Genomic DNA, 13,609 nt, shown 5'->3' with positions numbered 1-13,609 from the left:
CGGCCACCCCGTCCTCCGGGTCCCCCGCCGCTCCCGGGCCGGGCGTCGGCCTCCCCGCCCCTCCCGGCGCCGGACCCGCCCCCACCTGGTGCTTCTCCCCCGCCACCGGCCCCGCCGGGTGCTGTTTCCTTGACTTCGGCCATGACGCGGTGTCCCCTTCACCTGACCCGTGCGCTCACGCTTCCCGGCAGGACGCACGGGTCCCCCATTGCCATAGACTGGCAAACACGAGCGACCACTCGTGTTTTTCAAGAATGCGAGCGACCACTCGCATTTGTCAAACGGGTTAGAGGAGGGCTGGGGACGGCCATGTCCGAAGAACCGAAGCCGCGCCGCCGCCAGGCGCGGGGCGAGCGCCGCATCGCGCAGTTGCTCCAGGCCGCCGCGGACGTCTTCTGCGCGAACGGGTACACGGCGACCAGCACCAACGCGATCGCCCGTGAGGCGCACGTCTCGCCGGGCACGCTCTACCAGTACTTCCCGAACAAGGAGGCCATCGCGATCGAGCTGGGCGGACGCCTCCTGCACGACATGCGGGAGGCCCACGGCCAGGCGTTCACGGCGGAGAACCTCGCCCTGCCGCTGCCCGAGATGCTCGACGCGGTCGTGGACCCGCTGATCGAGTTCAACTGCGCCAATCCCGCCTTCCTCGCCCTGATGCACGGCTCCGAGGTCCCCGGCCGGATCGCCGAGGAGCACGACGAGCTGCACAGGACCCTGCTCGCCCGGGTGCGGGAGGTGATCGGCCACTACGCGCCCACCCTCTCCGCCGCCGAGCGGGGCCGGATCGCGGGGATGACCTTCGCCGCCTTCAAGGGGGGCCTGGACCTCGTCCTCGCCGCGCCCGAGGGGCCCGAGCGGGACGCCACGGTCACCGAGCTGAAGACGCTCCTCCTGCGCTACCTCTCCCCCCTGGTCGGGGAGTCGGCCGAAGGGTCGGTCAGGGTGCCGGCCGACGCGGCGGACCCCGGCGCGACACGACCCCGCACGAGTGGAATTCATACCCCCTAGGGGTATAAGCTCGGTTCCGTAAGGCTCCGAACCCTACGAGGAGAACGCCATGGCCGCAGAGACGCAGACCGAACTCACCACCGTCTACCAGGTCAAGGGCATGACCTGCGGGCACTGCGAGGGCGCCGTCTCCGGCGAGATCTCCGGACTCCCCGGCGTCACCTCCGTCACGGCCGTCGCCAAGACCGGCGAGGTCACCGTCGTCTCCGCGGCCCCGCTCGACCGCGAGGCCGTGCGCGCCGCCGTCGACGAGGCCGGCTACGAGCTGGTCTGACCGGAGGCCGGCCACGGGCCGGTCCGACCGCCGGACCGCCGGCGTCCCGCGGGGTCGTACCGTTGCCCGGTACGACCCCGCTCCCGTTTGGAACCGCTGATGACGTCCACGATCACCGAGCTGACGATCGGTGGCATGACCTGTGCCTCCTGCGCCGCCCGCGTCGAGCGGAAGCTCAACCGGATGGACGGGGTGACCGCCACGGTCAACTACGCCACCGGGAAGGCGCGGGTCGAGCACCCCTCGGACCTCCCGGCCGGCGAGCTGATCGCCACCGTCGTGAAGACCGGCTACACCGCCGAGGAGCCCCCGCCACCGGCCCCCGAGCCCGTACCCGTACAGGAAATCCCGGAGCGGGAGGCCCCGGAGGAAACCCCGGGAAGGGCCCCGGAGGAGAACCCGGAAGATCCCGGGCCCGTCCCCCTCCGCCGGCGGCTGACCGTCTCCGCCGTCCTCTCCGCGCCCGTCGTCCTGCTCGCCATGGTCCCCCCGCTCCAGTTCGACCACTGGCAGTGGCTCTCGCTCACCCTCGCCGCCCCCGTCGTCGTCTGGGGCGGACTGCCCTTCCACCGGGCCGCCTGGACCAACCTCCGGCACGGCGCCGCCACCATGGACACCCTCGTCTCGGTCGGGACCCTCGCCGCCTTCGGCTGGTCCCTGTGGGCCCTCTTCCTCGGCGACGCGGGCATGCCCGGCATGCGGCACGGCTTCGACCTCACCGCGGACCGCTCCGACGGCTCCTCCGCGATCTACCTGGAGGTCGCGGCCGGGGTCGTCACCTTCATCCTGCTCGGGCGGTACCTGGAGGCCCGTGCCAAGCGGAAGGCGGGCGCCGCGCTGCGGGCCCTGATGGAGCTCGGCGCCAAGGACGCGGCCGTCCTCAGGGACGGTACGGAGGTGCGCGTCCCCGTCGCCGCGCTGCGGGCCGGCGACCTCCTCGTCGTACGCCCCGGGGAGAAGATCGCCACCGACGGCACCGTGACCGAGGGCGCGTCGGCGGTCGACGCCTCCCTGCTCACCGGCGAGTCGCTGCCCCTCGACGTCGCCCCCGGCTCCTCCGTGACCGGCGGCTGCGTCAACGTCTCCGGCCGGCTGGTCGTGGAGGCCACCCGGGTCGGCGCCGACACGCAGCTCGCCCGGATGGCGCGGCTCGTGGAGGAGGCGCAGAGCGGCAAGGCGGCCGTGCAGCGGCTCGCCGACCGCGTCTCGGCCGTCTTCGTGCCCGTGGTGCTCCTGGTCGCGCTCGGCACCCTCGTCGGGTGGCTGCTCGCCACGGACGACCCGACGGCCGCGTTCACGGCCGCCGTCGCCGTCCTGATCATCGCCTGCCCCTGCGCCCTGGGCCTCGCGACCCCGACCGCGCTCCTGGTCGGCACCGGCCGGGGCGCCCAGCTCGGCATCCTGATCAGGGGCCCCGAGGTCCTGGAGTCCACCCGCCGGATCGACACGGTCGTCCTCGACAAGACGGGCACGGTCACCACCGGCCGCATGCGCCTCACCGGAGTCCGGGTGTACGGCGGGACGTACGGCACCGAGGGCGCCGACGAGGACGAGCTGCTGCGGCTCGCGGGCGCCCTGGAGCACTCCTCCGAGCACCCGGTGGCCCGCGCGGTCGCGGAGGCCGCCGCCGGGCGGTGCGGCCCGCTGCCCGTGCCGAAGGCCTTCGAGAACGTCCCCGGGCTCGGGGTGCGCGGCTCGGTCGACGGCCGGCTCGTCGTCGTCGGACGCGCCGCCCTGCTCGCGGCGGAGGGGATCGAGGCGCCAGCCGCCTCCGAGCCCGGCGCCGTCCACGTCGCCTGGGACGGGGTGGCCCGGGGCACCCTGACCGTCGCCGACACCGTCAAGGACACCAGCGCCGAGGCGGTCGCCCGGCTGCGCGCCCTGGGGCTGCGGCCGGTGCTGCTCACCGGGGACCACCGGGCGGTCGCGGAGGCCGTGGCGGACGAGGTCGGCATCGACGAGGTGTTCGCCGAGGTGCTGCCCGAGGGGAAGGCCGAGGTGATCCGGCGGCTCCAGGGCGAGGGGCGGACCGTCGCCATGGTCGGGGACGGGGTGAACGACGCCGCCGCGCTCGCCACCGCCGATCTGGGCCTGGCCATGGGGACGGGCACGGACGCGGCCATCGAGGCGGGCGACCTGACCCTGGTCCGGGGCGACCTGCGGGTCGCGGCGGACGCCGTACGGCTCTCCCGGCGGACCCTGGCCACGATCAGGGGGAACCTCGGCTGGGCCTTCGGCTACAACGTGGCCGCGCTGCCGCTCGCGGCGGCCGGACTGCTCAATCCGATGATCGCGGGGCTCGCGATGGCCTTTTCGTCCGTGTTCGTCGTGTCCAACAGCCTGCGGCTCCGGAGGTTCACGTGAGTTCACTTACACGTGACGCACAGGACCTTCACACCGAGACCTAGATCACAGATATTGTGGGGTAACCATCTGGGCTGTTCGTGGGTCTAAGTGGGCGATGCCGAGAACGTCTTGGGGGACGTTCATGGGATGTCTTGGGGGACGTTCCAGGCAAGCGTTGGCCGGGGCACGTGCACCGGGGAGCTTTGAGCGGCCCTCCCGTACGCGTACCCCGGCATACCGCGTCGCGCCCGATCCGCGCAGCCACCGGCTGGCGCCGGCAGACGCCCGGCCCGGATCCCGTGGGGGGAATCCGCACCGGGGATATGGGAAGCGCCCCGCTCGCCGACCCGTGGGGGGATCGGGGAGCGGGGCGCTTCTCGCTTTTCGGTACCGGGCCTTTCGGTGCCGGGGCGCCGCGAAGGGCCGGCGGGGCTCGACCGGTACGGCTCAGCGGGCCTCGACCGGGACGAAGTCGCGCAGGACCTCGCCCGTGTAGATCTGGCGCGGGCGGCCGATGCGGGAACCCGGCTCCTTGATCATCTCGTGCCACTGGGCGATCCAGCCGGGGAGGCGGCCGAGCGCGAAGAGCACGGTGAACATCTCGGTCGGGAAGCCCATGGCGCGGTAGATCAGACCCGTGTAGAAGTCCACGTTCGGGTAGAGGTTGCGCGAGACGAAGTAGTCGTCGGAGAGCGCGTGCTCCTCCAGCTTGAGCGCGATGTCCAGGAGCTCGTCGGACTTGCCGAGCGCCGAGAGGACGTCGTGCGCCGCCGCCTTGATGATCTTGGCGCGGGGGTCGAAGGACTTGTACACCCGGTGGCCGAAGCCCATCAGGCGGACGCCGTCCTCCTTGTTCTTCACCTTGCGGATGAAGGAGTCGACGTCGCCGCCGTTGGCCTGGATGCCCTCCAGCATCTCCAGGACCGACTGGTTGGCGCCGCCGTGCAGGGGGCCCCAGAGGGCCGAGATGCCGGCGGAGATCGAGGCGAACATGTTCGCCTGCGAGGAGCCGACCAGGCGCACGGTGGAGGTCGAACAGTTCTGCTCGTGGTCCGCGTGCAGGATGAGCAGCTTGTCGAGCGCCGAGACGACGACCGGGTCGAGCTCGTACTCCTGCGCCGGGACCGAGAAGGTCATGCGCAGGAAGTTCTCGACGTACCCGAGGTCGTTGCGCGGGTAGACGAACGGGTGGCCGATCGACTTCTTGTACGCGTACGCCGCGATCGTCGGCAGCTTGGCGAGCAGCCGGATCGTGGAGAGGTGGCGCTGCTCCTCGTCGAACGGGTTGTGGCTGTCCTGGTAGAAGGTGGACAGCGCGGAGACCACCGAGGACAGCATCGCCATCGGGTGGGCGTCCCGCGGGAAGCCGCGGAAGAAGTTCTTGACGTCCTCGTGGACCAGCGTGTGCTGCGTGATCTCGTTCTTGAAGGTCGCCAGCTCGTCGACCTTGGGCAGCTCGCCGTTGATCAGCAGGTACGCCACCTCGAGGAAGGAGGAGCGCTCGGCCAGCTGCTCGATGGGGTAGCCGCGGTACCGCAGAATGCCCTGCTCACCGTCGAGGTAGGTGATGGCGGATTTGTAGGCGGCGGTGTTGCCGTATCCGCTGTCCAGGGTGACCAGACCGGTCTGGGCTCGGAGTTTCCCGATGTCGAAGCCCTTGTCACCGACGGTGCTCTCGACCACCGGGTAGGTGTATTCACCGTCCGCGTACCGCAGTACTACAGAGTTGTCGCTCACGTCATCCCTCACCGACGTAGTGCCTCTTCTTCGAGGTGCCCTGACTGTCTCTACCATCCCCCATTTGGCTCAGGAGAGTGCACTCGGGGTCGACCATTGGGCCAATTGGCGGCACTGAGTGCCGCCAACCTTCATATCCTGCCCCCTTCGCCCCGGTTCCGGTACCCCTCCGTGATCTTTCACACGAGGGCCGCCCCTGTGAGCCGGTGGGCGAGTGCGGTAAAGCGGCGGCCCGCCGAGACCGTGCGCACCGCCTGGGCGATCGCCCGGCGGGAGCCGACCAGGACGACCAGCTTCCGGGCCCGGGTCACGGCCGTGTAGAGCAGGTTCCGCTGGAGCATCATCCAGGCGCTCATGGTGACCGGGATCACCACCGCCGGGTACTCGCTGCCCTGCGAGCGGTGGATGGTGACCGCGTACGCGTGGGCGAGTTCGTCCAGCTCGTCGAAGTCGTACGGCACCTCCTCGTCCTCGTCCGTCCGCACGGTCAGGCGCTGCTCGACGAGGTCCAGGGCGGTGACGACGCCGACGGTGCCGTTGAAGACGCCGTTCTCCCCCTTGTCGTAGTTGTTGCGGATCTGGGTGACCTTGTCGCCCACGCGGAAGACGCGCCCGCCGAACCGCTTCTCCGGGAGGTCGGGGCGGGCCGGGGTGATGGCCTGCTGGAGCAGCCCGTTGAGCGCGCCCGCGCCCGCCGGGCCCCGGTGCATCGGGGCCAGGACCTGGACGTCCCGGCGCGGATCGAGGCCGAACTTGGCCGGAATGCGGCGGGCCGCGACCTCCACGGCGACCCGGGCGGCGTCCTCGGTCTCCTCCTCGGCGAAGAGGAAGAAGTCCGGCAGGCCCTCGGTGCGCGGGGGCGTGCCGGCGTTGATCCGGTGCGCGTTGACGACCACGCCGGACTGCTGGGCCTGCCGGAAGATCCGGGTCAGCCGGACCGCCGGGACGGGGCTGCCGGGGGCGAGCAGGTCGCCGAGGACCTCGCCCGCGCCGACCGAGGGGAGCTGGTCCACGTCCCCCACGAGCAGCAGGTGGGCGCCCGGGGCCACCGCCTTCACCAGCTTGTTCGCCAGGAGCAGGTCCAGCATGGAGGCCTCGTCCACGACGACCAGGTCCGCGTCCAGGGGGCGGTCCCGGTCGTAGGCGGCGTCCCCGCCGGGCTTGAGCTCCAGGAGCCGGTGGACGGTGGAGGCCTCGGCGCCGGTCAGCTCCGCGAGGCGCTTGGCGGCCCGGCCGGTGGGGGCGGCGAGCACCACCTTGGCCTTCTTGGCGCGGGCCAGCTCCACGATGGAGCGGACCGTGAACGACTTGCCGCAGCCGGGGCCGCCGGTGAGGACCGCGACCTTGCGGGTGAGGGCGAGCCGCACGGCCTCCTCCTGCTCGGGCGCGAGGGAGGCGCCGGTGCGGGTCGCGAGCCAGGCCAGGGCCTTGTCCCAGGGCGCGTCCCGGAAGGCCGGCATCCGGTCCTCCTCGGCCCGCAGCAGCCGCCGGAGCTGCCCGGCGAGGGACAGCTCGGCCCGGTGGAACGGGATCAGGTACACGGCGGTGACCGGTGTCCCCTCGGGCCCCGGCACGGTCTCCCGCACGACCCCCTCGGGGTCCTCGGCCAGCTCGCCCAGGCACTCGATGACGAGCCCGGTGTCCACCTGGAGCAGCTTCACCGAGTCCGCGATCAGCCGCTCCTCGGGCAGGAAGCAGTGCCCCTGGTCGCCGGACTGCGACAGGGCGTACTGGAGGCCGGCCTTCACCCGGTCGGGGCTGTCGTGCGGGATGCCGACGGACTGGGCGATCCGGTCGGCGGTGAGGAAGCCGATGCCCCACACGTCGGCGGCGAGCCGGTACGGCTGGTTCCGCACGACGGAGATGGAGGCGTCCCCGTACTGCTTGTAGATCCGCACCGCGATGGAGGTGGAGACGCCGACCTCCTGGAGGAAGACCATCACCTCCTTGATCGCCTTCTGCTCCTCCCAGGCGGCGGTGATGTTCCTGGTCCGCTTGGGTCCGAGCCCCGGGACCTCGATGAGCCGCCCCGGGGACTCTTCGAGGACGTCGAGGGTGTCGAGCCCGAAGTGCTGCGTGATGCGGTCGGCGAAGACGGGCCCGATGCCCTTGACCAGACCGGAGCCGAGGTAGCGGCGGATGCCCTGGATGGTGGCGGGCAGGACGGTCGTGTAGTTCTCGACGGTGAACTGCTTCCCGTACTGCGGGTGGGACCCCCAGCGGCCCTCCATCCGCAGCGACTCCCCCGGCTGGGCGCCGAGCAGCGCGCCGACGACCGTGAGGAGGTCACCGGCGCCCCGCCCGGTGTCGACCCGGGCGACCGTGTACCCCGTCTCCTCGTTGGCATAGGTGATCCGCTCCAGGACCCCTTCGACCACTGCCGGACCGCGACCCTCGTTGGACATGTGTCGACCGTAGCGAAGGGGTCGGACAGGGCGGGCGGGGCTGTGGAGAACCCGCGGTTCCGGATGCCGGGGGCACGGATGAAACGTAGCGTTTCCGGCATGAGTGAACCTTCCTTCCAGGATCCTTCCTTCCAGGACGACGTCCTGGACGAGCTGGGCGCCGACCGGCTGCACGAGATCGCCGGGCTCCTCGGTACGGACGCGGCCGGGGCCCGGGAGGTCGTGGGCAGCTCGGTGGCGGAGCTCTCCGGCGAACTGCGGCAGGCCGCCGCCGAGCCCGGCAGCGCGGACGAGGTGCGCGCCGCCGTGGACGAGGTCGCCTCCCCCGAACCGCCGCTCCAGGGCGTCGCGACCCTCGGCGGTCTGATGAGCGGCGGTCTGATGGCCGGGGTGCTCGCCAAGCTGGCGAAGCCGGCGGCCCATGCGGTCGCGAAGCGCACCGGCATCCCGCCGGCCACCGCGAACCGCGCGGTCGAACTCCTCGTCCCCGTCGTCGTCGCGGTCCTCACCAAGCGCGCCGCGAAGAAGGGCGGCGCGGGCGGCGGGCTCGGGGACCTGCTGGGCGGCCCGAGGTAGCGGGGCCTCAGATCGCCAGGAAGCGTTCCAGCGTCTCCTCCAGGACCTCGGCCCCGTCCCTCGCCCACAGGGTGTCGTTGAAGAGTTCCACCTCCACCGGGCCCGTGTAGCCGGTCTTCTCCAGGAGGGCGGTCCAGGCGCGGAGGTCGATCGCGCCCGTGCCCAGTTGGCCGCGGCCGTTGAGGACGCCGGCCGGGAGGGGGGTGGTCCAGTCGGCGAGCTGGAAGGAGTGGACGCGGCCGGTCGCGGCCGCGCGTTCCACCGCCGCCGGGGCCCGGTCGTCCCACCAGAGGTGGTACGTGTCGACCACCACGCCCACCTGCGAGGACGGGAAGCGCTCGGCGATCTCCAGGGCCTGGTCCAGGGTGGAGACGGCGCAGCGGTCGGAGGCGTACATCGGGTGGAGGGGTTCGACGGCGAGGCGGACGCCGTGTTCCGCGGCGTACGGGGCCAGTTCGCCGATCGCCTCCGTGATGCGGGCCCGGGCGGCGGGCAGGTCCGGGAAGGCCGGGGTGAGGCCGCCGGAGACCAGGACCAGGGTGTCGGTGCCGAGGGCCGCCGCCTCGTCGACCGCCGCGCGGTTGGAGGCGAGCCAGTCGTCCGAGGTGAAGAAGCCGCCCCGGCAGAGGGTGGTGACCTCGAGGCCCGCCTCCCGTACGAGCCGGGCCGCCGCCTCCACGCCGTACTGCCGGACGGGTTCGCGCCACAGGCCCACGCCGCGGATGCCCAGGCGGACGCAGTGGGAGACGAGGTCGGGGAGGGGGAGCTGTCTGACCGTCATCTGGTTGACCGAGAAGCGGTCGGGGTTCATCGCGGGACTCCGTGGACCGTGAGGAGGGACTTCATGCGGGACTCCGCCAGGGCCGGGTCGGGGAACAGGCCGAGCCCGTCGGCCAGTTCGTACGCGCGCGCGAGGTGGGGGAGCGAGCGGGCGGACTGGAGGCCGCCGACCATCGTGAAGTGGTCCTGGTGGCCGGCCAGCCAGGCCAGGAGGACGACGCCCGTCTTGTAGTAGCGGGTGGGGGGCTGGAAGAGGTGGCGGGACAGGGCCACCGTGGGGTCCAGGAGTGCGCGGAAGCCCTTCGTGTCGCCCGTGTCGAGGGTGCGGACCGCCCGCGCCGCCAGCGGGCCCAGCGGGTCGAAGACGCCGAGCAGGGCGTGGCTGAAACCCTGTGCGTCGCCCTCGATCAGCTCCGGGTAGTGGAAGTCGTCGCCCGTGTAGCAGCGGACGCCGTCGGGGAGGCGGCGGCGCAGCTCGACCTCGCGCCGGGCGTCCAGGAGGGAGACCTTGACGCCGTCGACCTTGTCCGGGTGGGCCGCGATCACGCCGAGGAAGGTCTCCGTCGCCGCGTCGAGGTCGGTCGAGCCCCAGTACCCGTCGAGCGCCGGGTCGAACATCGGGCCCAGCCAGTGCAGGATCACCGGCTCGCTCGCCTGGCGCAGGAGGTGGCCGTAGACGTCGAGGTAGTCGTCGGGGCCGGTGGCGGTGGCCGCGAGGGCGCGGGAGGCCATCAGGATCGTCTGCGCGCCCGACTCCTCCACGACCGCGAGCTGTTCCTCGTACGCGGCGCGGATCTGCGGCAGGGTGCCGTGGGGCAGCTGGTCGGTGCCCGCGCCGCAGGCGATCCGGCCGCCGACGGCCCTCGCCTCGGCGGCCGAGCGCCGGATCAGTTCGGCCGCGCCCGCCCAGTCGAGGCCCATGCCGCGCTGGGCCGTGTCCATCGCCTCCGCGACGCCGAGGCCGTGGGACCAGAGGTGGCGGCGGAAGGCGAGGGTGGCGTCCCAGTCGACGGCGGCGGGGCCGTCGGGGGTGGTGTCGGCGTACGGGTCGGCGACGACGTGCGCGGCGGAGAAGACCGTACGGGAGACCGGCGGGCCGGCCGGAACGGGCGCCAGGGGGTCGGTGCGGGGCTCGTAGGTCCGGAGACCGCCGTCGGGGGCGGGGAGGCGGATCGTCATCGGGTCACTTCCGTGGTGTCGGTGCGGTGGTCCTTCGGGCCCGGCGCCGGCGTCACCGCGTCACCTCCGGGACCTCCAGTCGGCGGCCCTCCGTCGCCGAGCGCAGGCCCAGTTCCGCGAGCTGGACGCCGCGGGCGCCCGCGAGGAGGTCCCAGTGGTAGGGCTCGTCCAGGACGACGTGGCGCAGGAACAGCTCCCACTGGGCCTTGAAGCCGTTGTCGAAGTCGGCGTTGTCCGGGACCTCCTGCCACTGGTCGCGGAAGGGTTCGGTCACCGGGACGTCCGGGTTCCAGACCGGCTTCGGGGTGGCCGAGCGGTGCTGGACGCGGCAGCCGCGCAGCCCGGCGACGGCGGAGCCGTGGGTGCCGTCGACCTGGAACTCGACCAGTTCGTCGCGGTGGACGCGGACCGTCCAGGAGGAGTTGATCTGGGCGACGGCCCCGCCCTCCAGCTCGAAGATCCCGTACGCCGCGTCCTCGGCGGTGGCCTCGTAGGGCTTGCCGTGCTCGTCCCAGCGGCGCGGGACGTGGGTGGCGACGTGGGCGCTGACGGAGGTGACCCGGCCGAAGAGCTCGTGGAGCACGTACTCCCAGTGCGGGAACATGTCGACGACGATCCCGCCGCCGTCCTCCGCGCGGTAGTTCCAGCTGGGGCGCTGGGCCTCCTGCCAGTCGCCCTCGAAGACCCAGTAGCCGAACTCCCCCCGTACGGACAGGATCTCGCCGAAGAAGCCGCCGTCGACCAGGCGCTTGAGCTTGCGCAGGCCCGGCAGGAACAGCTTGTCCTGGACCACGCCGTGCTTGATCCCCCTCTCGGTCGCGAGCCGGGCGAGGTCGAGGGCTTCGGCGAGGTCCCCGGCGGTCGGCTTCTCGGTGTAGACGTGCTTGCCGGCGGCTACGGCGCGGCGGATCGCGTCGGCGCGGGCGGAGGTGACCTGGGCGTCGAAGTAGACGTCGACCGTGTCGTCCGCGAGGACCGCGTCGAGGTCGGTGGACCACTCGGTGAGGCCGTGGCGCCCGGCGAGGGCGCGCAGGGCGGGCTCGCGGCGGCCGACGAGGACGGGTTCGGGCCACAGCGTCTCGCCATTCCCGAGGTCGAGGCCGCCCTGCTCGCGCAGGGCGAGGATCGAGCGGACGAGGTGCTGGCGGTGGCCCATGCGGCCGGTGACGCCGTTCATGGCGATGCGGACGGTCCTGCGTGTCATGGAGGGTTCCTCTTCCTTGGTGCCCTGTACGCGATCCCCGAGTGGTCCCGCGCGCGGTCGTACGGGTGTCCTGCATGCGGGCGCCCGGGGGTCCCACGCGCGGTCGTGCGGGTGTGCCGCGCGCGGGCGTGCGGGTCTCCCACGCGCGGGCGTGCGGCTGTTCCGTGCCGGTCGCCCGGATGTCCCACGCGCGGGCGTGCGGGTGCCCCGTGCGCGGGCGTCCGGTGCTCCACGTGCGATAGAAAGCGCTTTCTACAGGCGGGAACGCTAGCCTGCGGACAACGCCCCCCACAAGGCCCCGGAGGTACGCACGCGATGACCGTCACCCTGGCGGACGTGGCCGCCCGCGCTCGGGTCTCCCCCGCCACCGTCTCCCGCGTCCTCAACGGCAACTACCCGGTCGCCGAGTCCACCCGCGAGCGGGTGCTGCAGGCCGTGGCCGACCTCGACTACGTCCTCAACGGCCCCGCGAGCTCCCTCGCCGCCGCCACGTCCGACCTGGTCGGCGTGCTGGTCAACGACATCGCGGACCCCTTCTTCGGGATCATGGCGAGCGCGGCGCAGACCGCGATCGGAGCGGGTTCGTCCGGGCGGGGCGGGGGCGAGAAGCTCGCCGTCGTCTGCAACACCGGCGGTTCCCCCGAGCGCGAGCTGACCTATCTCACGCTGCTCCAGCGGCAGCGGGCCGCCGCCGTGATCCTCATGGGCGGCTCCCTGGAGGACCCGGAGCGGCTGGCGGCGACGGCCGCCAAGCTGTCCAGGCTGGCGGACGCGGGGACCCGGGTCGTGCTCTGCGGGCGCCCGCCGGTGGAGGGCGACGCGCACGCGGCGGCCCTCGTCTTCGACCACCGGACCGGCGCGCGCCGGCTCACCGAGCACCTGCTCGCCCTCGGCCACCGGAGGATCGGTTACGTGGCGGGGCCGGCCGACCGGACGACGACCCGGCACCGCATGGAGGGGCACCGGGAGGCGCTCGCGGCGGCGGGCGTCCCGGAGGGACCGACGGTCCACGGCCCGTACGAGCGGGCCTCCGGCCACGCGGCGGCGGCCGAACTCCTCGCCCGCGAACCGGACCTGACGGCGATCGTCGCCTCCAACGACACGGTGGCCCTCGGCGTCTGCGCGGCCCTGAGGGAACGGGGCCTGGACGTCCCCGGCGACGTGTCCGTGGCGGGCTTCGACGACCTGCCGTGCGCCCTGGACGCGGTCCCGCCCCTGACGACCGTCCACCTCCCGCTGCACGAGGCGGGGACCCGGGCGGGCCACCTGGCGACGGACGCGGCGGAACTCCCGCCGGACGGCCGCGAGACGATCCCGGCGGAGCTGGTGGTACGGGGGACGACGGGGGCGGTACGGGGGTAGAGGGCTCCGACGGGGCCGCCGGTTCCGGGAGGGGCGCGGGTCCCGGGGGGCGCGGGTCCCGGGGGGATGCGAGTCCCGGGGGCGCGGGTCCCGGGGGGATGCGAGTCCCGGGAGAGCCGCCCGCCCCGGCAAGGTCACCGGCTCCCGCGGGGGCCGCCCCGGCGGGGCCCCGCGCGGCGCAGGCTCCCTGGCCCGCCCCCGCCCCCTCCCCGTATCCCTGTCATGCCCGGGAGCTGCAAACCGAGTCGGCTCCCCGGCGGGCGGTGACCGGGGCCTGCCGGTGAGCGGGGCGGACCGGCCTGGCCCGGGTCCCGCGTCAGATCGCCGCGCGGTAGAAGTACGTCCTCCGGTACGCGATCTTGCCGTCCCGGACCAGGTACGTGTCGGCGAAGCCCTCGTCCAGGGCCGTGCCGTCGCGGCTCGCGCCCCGGAAGCGGCCCCAGCAGGCCGCCGCGGCGAGGCCGCCGGTGACCTGGTCGACCTCGTGGGCACCCGAGGCGATGATCCGCTCGTGCTCGTAGAAGTGGCGGATGCGGGCCAGGCCCTCCAGGGCCGGGTAGCCGGGGCGCTCGTAGACCGCGTCGTCGGCGAAGACCTCGCCGAGCGCGTCCCACGAGCGGGAGTCGACCACCTGGAACAGCCGGGCCACCAGCGAGTCGGCGGTCACCGAGGGGTGTGTGCGTGCCGTCATGACCGTGCTCCTTCGTTGCGTGTCGTCGGAAGGGCGGGGCGGTG

11 protein-coding genes are annotated in these 13,609 nt (G+C 73.0%); 5 read left to right on the top strand and 6 right to left on the bottom strand.

Going from position 1 to position 13,609, the window contains the following annotated elements; all coding sequences use genetic code 11:
- Positions 1–309 precede the first annotated feature (309 nt).
- The 3 genes from OO47_RS29985 (at position 310) to OO47_RS29975 (ending at position 3,649) form a co-directional block, all read left to right on the top strand.
- A complete protein-coding gene (locus OO47_RS29985; protein WP_051715686.1) occupies positions 310–1,011 on the top strand; it encodes a TetR/AcrR family transcriptional regulator in 702 nt (233 codons plus the stop codon).
- Positions 1,012–1,060: 49 nt separating this feature from the next.
- Positions 1,061–1,285 (top strand): heavy-metal-associated domain-containing protein, encoded by a 225-nt coding sequence (locus OO47_RS29980; RefSeq protein WP_030210472.1) that lies wholly within the window; start codon positions 1,061–1,063, stop codon positions 1,283–1,285.
- A gap of 99 nt (positions 1,286–1,384) precedes the next feature.
- Positions 1,385–3,649: a heavy metal translocating P-type ATPase gene (locus tag OO47_RS29975; protein ID WP_030210470.1), complete on the top strand. Its 2,265-nt coding sequence runs from the start codon at positions 1,385–1,387 to the stop codon at positions 3,647–3,649.
- 429 nt (positions 3,650–4,078) lie between these two features.
- Here OO47_RS29975 and OO47_RS29970 read toward each other — a convergent pair whose 3' ends face one another.
- Complete coding sequence (locus OO47_RS29970) at positions 4,079–5,368, bottom strand: citrate synthase (RefSeq protein WP_030210466.1); 1,290 nt, start codon at positions 5,366–5,368, stop codon at positions 4,079–4,081.
- A 179-nt stretch (positions 5,369–5,547) separates the two neighbouring features.
- Positions 5,548–7,773, bottom strand: coding sequence for an SF1B family DNA helicase RecD2 (gene recD2 / locus OO47_RS29965; RefSeq protein WP_030210464.1), 2,226 nt, complete (start codon positions 7,771–7,773; stop codon positions 5,548–5,550).
- A gap of 99 nt (positions 7,774–7,872) precedes the next feature.
- Between recD2 and OO47_RS29960 the strand changes: the two genes are divergently transcribed.
- The gene (locus tag OO47_RS29960) at positions 7,873–8,349 is read left to right on the top strand and encodes a DUF937 domain-containing protein (protein ID WP_030210461.1); all 477 of its coding nucleotides are present in this window, start codon (positions 7,873–7,875) and stop codon (positions 8,347–8,349) included.
- A 7-nt stretch (positions 8,350–8,356) separates the two neighbouring features.
- On the opposite strand, the gene OO47_RS29955 is transcribed toward OO47_RS29960, so the two are convergent.
- The 3 genes from OO47_RS29955 to OO47_RS29945 are packed head-to-tail and all read right to left on the bottom strand — an operon-like array spanning position 8,357 to position 11,512.
- Positions 8,357–9,160 (bottom strand): sugar phosphate isomerase/epimerase family protein, encoded by an 804-nt coding sequence (locus OO47_RS29955; protein WP_030210458.1) that lies wholly within the window; start codon positions 9,158–9,160, stop codon positions 8,357–8,359.
- A complete protein-coding gene (locus OO47_RS29950) occupies positions 9,157–10,308 on the bottom strand; it encodes a dihydrodipicolinate synthase family protein (protein ID WP_030210454.1) in 1,152 nt (383 codons plus the stop codon). The genes OO47_RS29955 and OO47_RS29950 overlap by 4 nt, the downstream gene beginning before the upstream one ends.
- Positions 10,309–10,360: 52 nt before the next feature.
- The gene (locus tag OO47_RS29945) at positions 10,361–11,512 is read right to left on the bottom strand and encodes a Gfo/Idh/MocA family protein (protein ID WP_030210451.1); all 1,152 of its coding nucleotides are present in this window, start codon (positions 11,510–11,512) and stop codon (positions 10,361–10,363) included.
- Positions 11,513–11,827: 315 nt separating this feature from the next.
- Here OO47_RS29945 and OO47_RS29940 point away from each other — a divergent pair, with 315 nt between their 5' ends.
- On the top strand, positions 11,828–12,874 hold the full coding sequence (locus OO47_RS29940; protein ID WP_030210449.1) for a LacI family DNA-binding transcriptional regulator: 1,047 nt from the start codon (positions 11,828–11,830) through the stop codon (positions 12,872–12,874).
- A gap of 316 nt (positions 12,875–13,190) precedes the next feature.
- On the opposite strand, the gene OO47_RS29935 is transcribed toward OO47_RS29940, so the two are convergent.
- Positions 13,191–13,565 (bottom strand): nuclear transport factor 2 family protein, encoded by a 375-nt coding sequence (locus tag OO47_RS29935; RefSeq protein WP_030210448.1) that lies wholly within the window; start codon positions 13,563–13,565, stop codon positions 13,191–13,193.
- Positions 13,566–13,609: the final 44 nt, after the last annotated feature.

The organism is Streptomyces bikiniensis, assembly GCF_000716625.1.
Classification (GTDB): domain Bacteria; phylum Actinomycetota; class Actinomycetes; order Streptomycetales; family Streptomycetaceae; genus Streptomyces; species Streptomyces bikiniensis.
This window is presented reverse-complemented; position numbering and strand designations above follow the sequence as displayed.

Excerpts from the sequence above, each read along its gene's own strand:
- OO47_RS29985 (WP_051715686.1), top strand. The coding sequence starts at position 310 with ATGTCCGAAGAACCGAAGCCGCGCCGCCGCCAGGCGCGGGGCGAGCGC.
- OO47_RS29980 (WP_030210472.1), top strand. The coding sequence starts at position 1,061 with ATGGCCGCAGAGACGCAGACCGAACTCACCACCGTCTACCAGGTCAAG.
- OO47_RS29975 (WP_030210470.1), top strand. The coding sequence starts at position 1,385 with ATGACGTCCACGATCACCGAGCTGACGATCGGTGGCATGACCTGTGCC.
- recD2 (WP_030210464.1), bottom strand. The coding sequence starts at position 7,773 with ATGTCCAACGAGGGTCGCGGTCCGGCAGTGGTCGAAGGGGTCCTGGAG.
- OO47_RS29960 (WP_030210461.1), top strand. The coding sequence starts at position 7,873 with ATGAGTGAACCTTCCTTCCAGGATCCTTCCTTCCAGGACGACGTCCTG.
- OO47_RS29955 (WP_030210458.1), bottom strand. The coding sequence starts at position 9,160 with ATGAACCCCGACCGCTTCTCGGTCAACCAGATGACGGTCAGACAGCTC.
- OO47_RS29950 (WP_030210454.1), bottom strand. The coding sequence starts at position 10,308 with ATGACGATCCGCCTCCCCGCCCCCGACGGCGGTCTCCGGACCTACGAG.
- OO47_RS29945 (WP_030210451.1), bottom strand. The coding sequence starts at position 11,512 with ATGACACGCAGGACCGTCCGCATCGCCATGAACGGCGTCACCGGCCGC.
- OO47_RS29940 (WP_030210449.1), top strand. The coding sequence starts at position 11,828 with ATGACCGTCACCCTGGCGGACGTGGCCGCCCGCGCTCGGGTCTCCCCC.
- OO47_RS29935 (WP_030210448.1), bottom strand. The coding sequence starts at position 13,565 with ATGACGGCACGCACACACCCCTCGGTGACCGCCGACTCGCTGGTGGCC.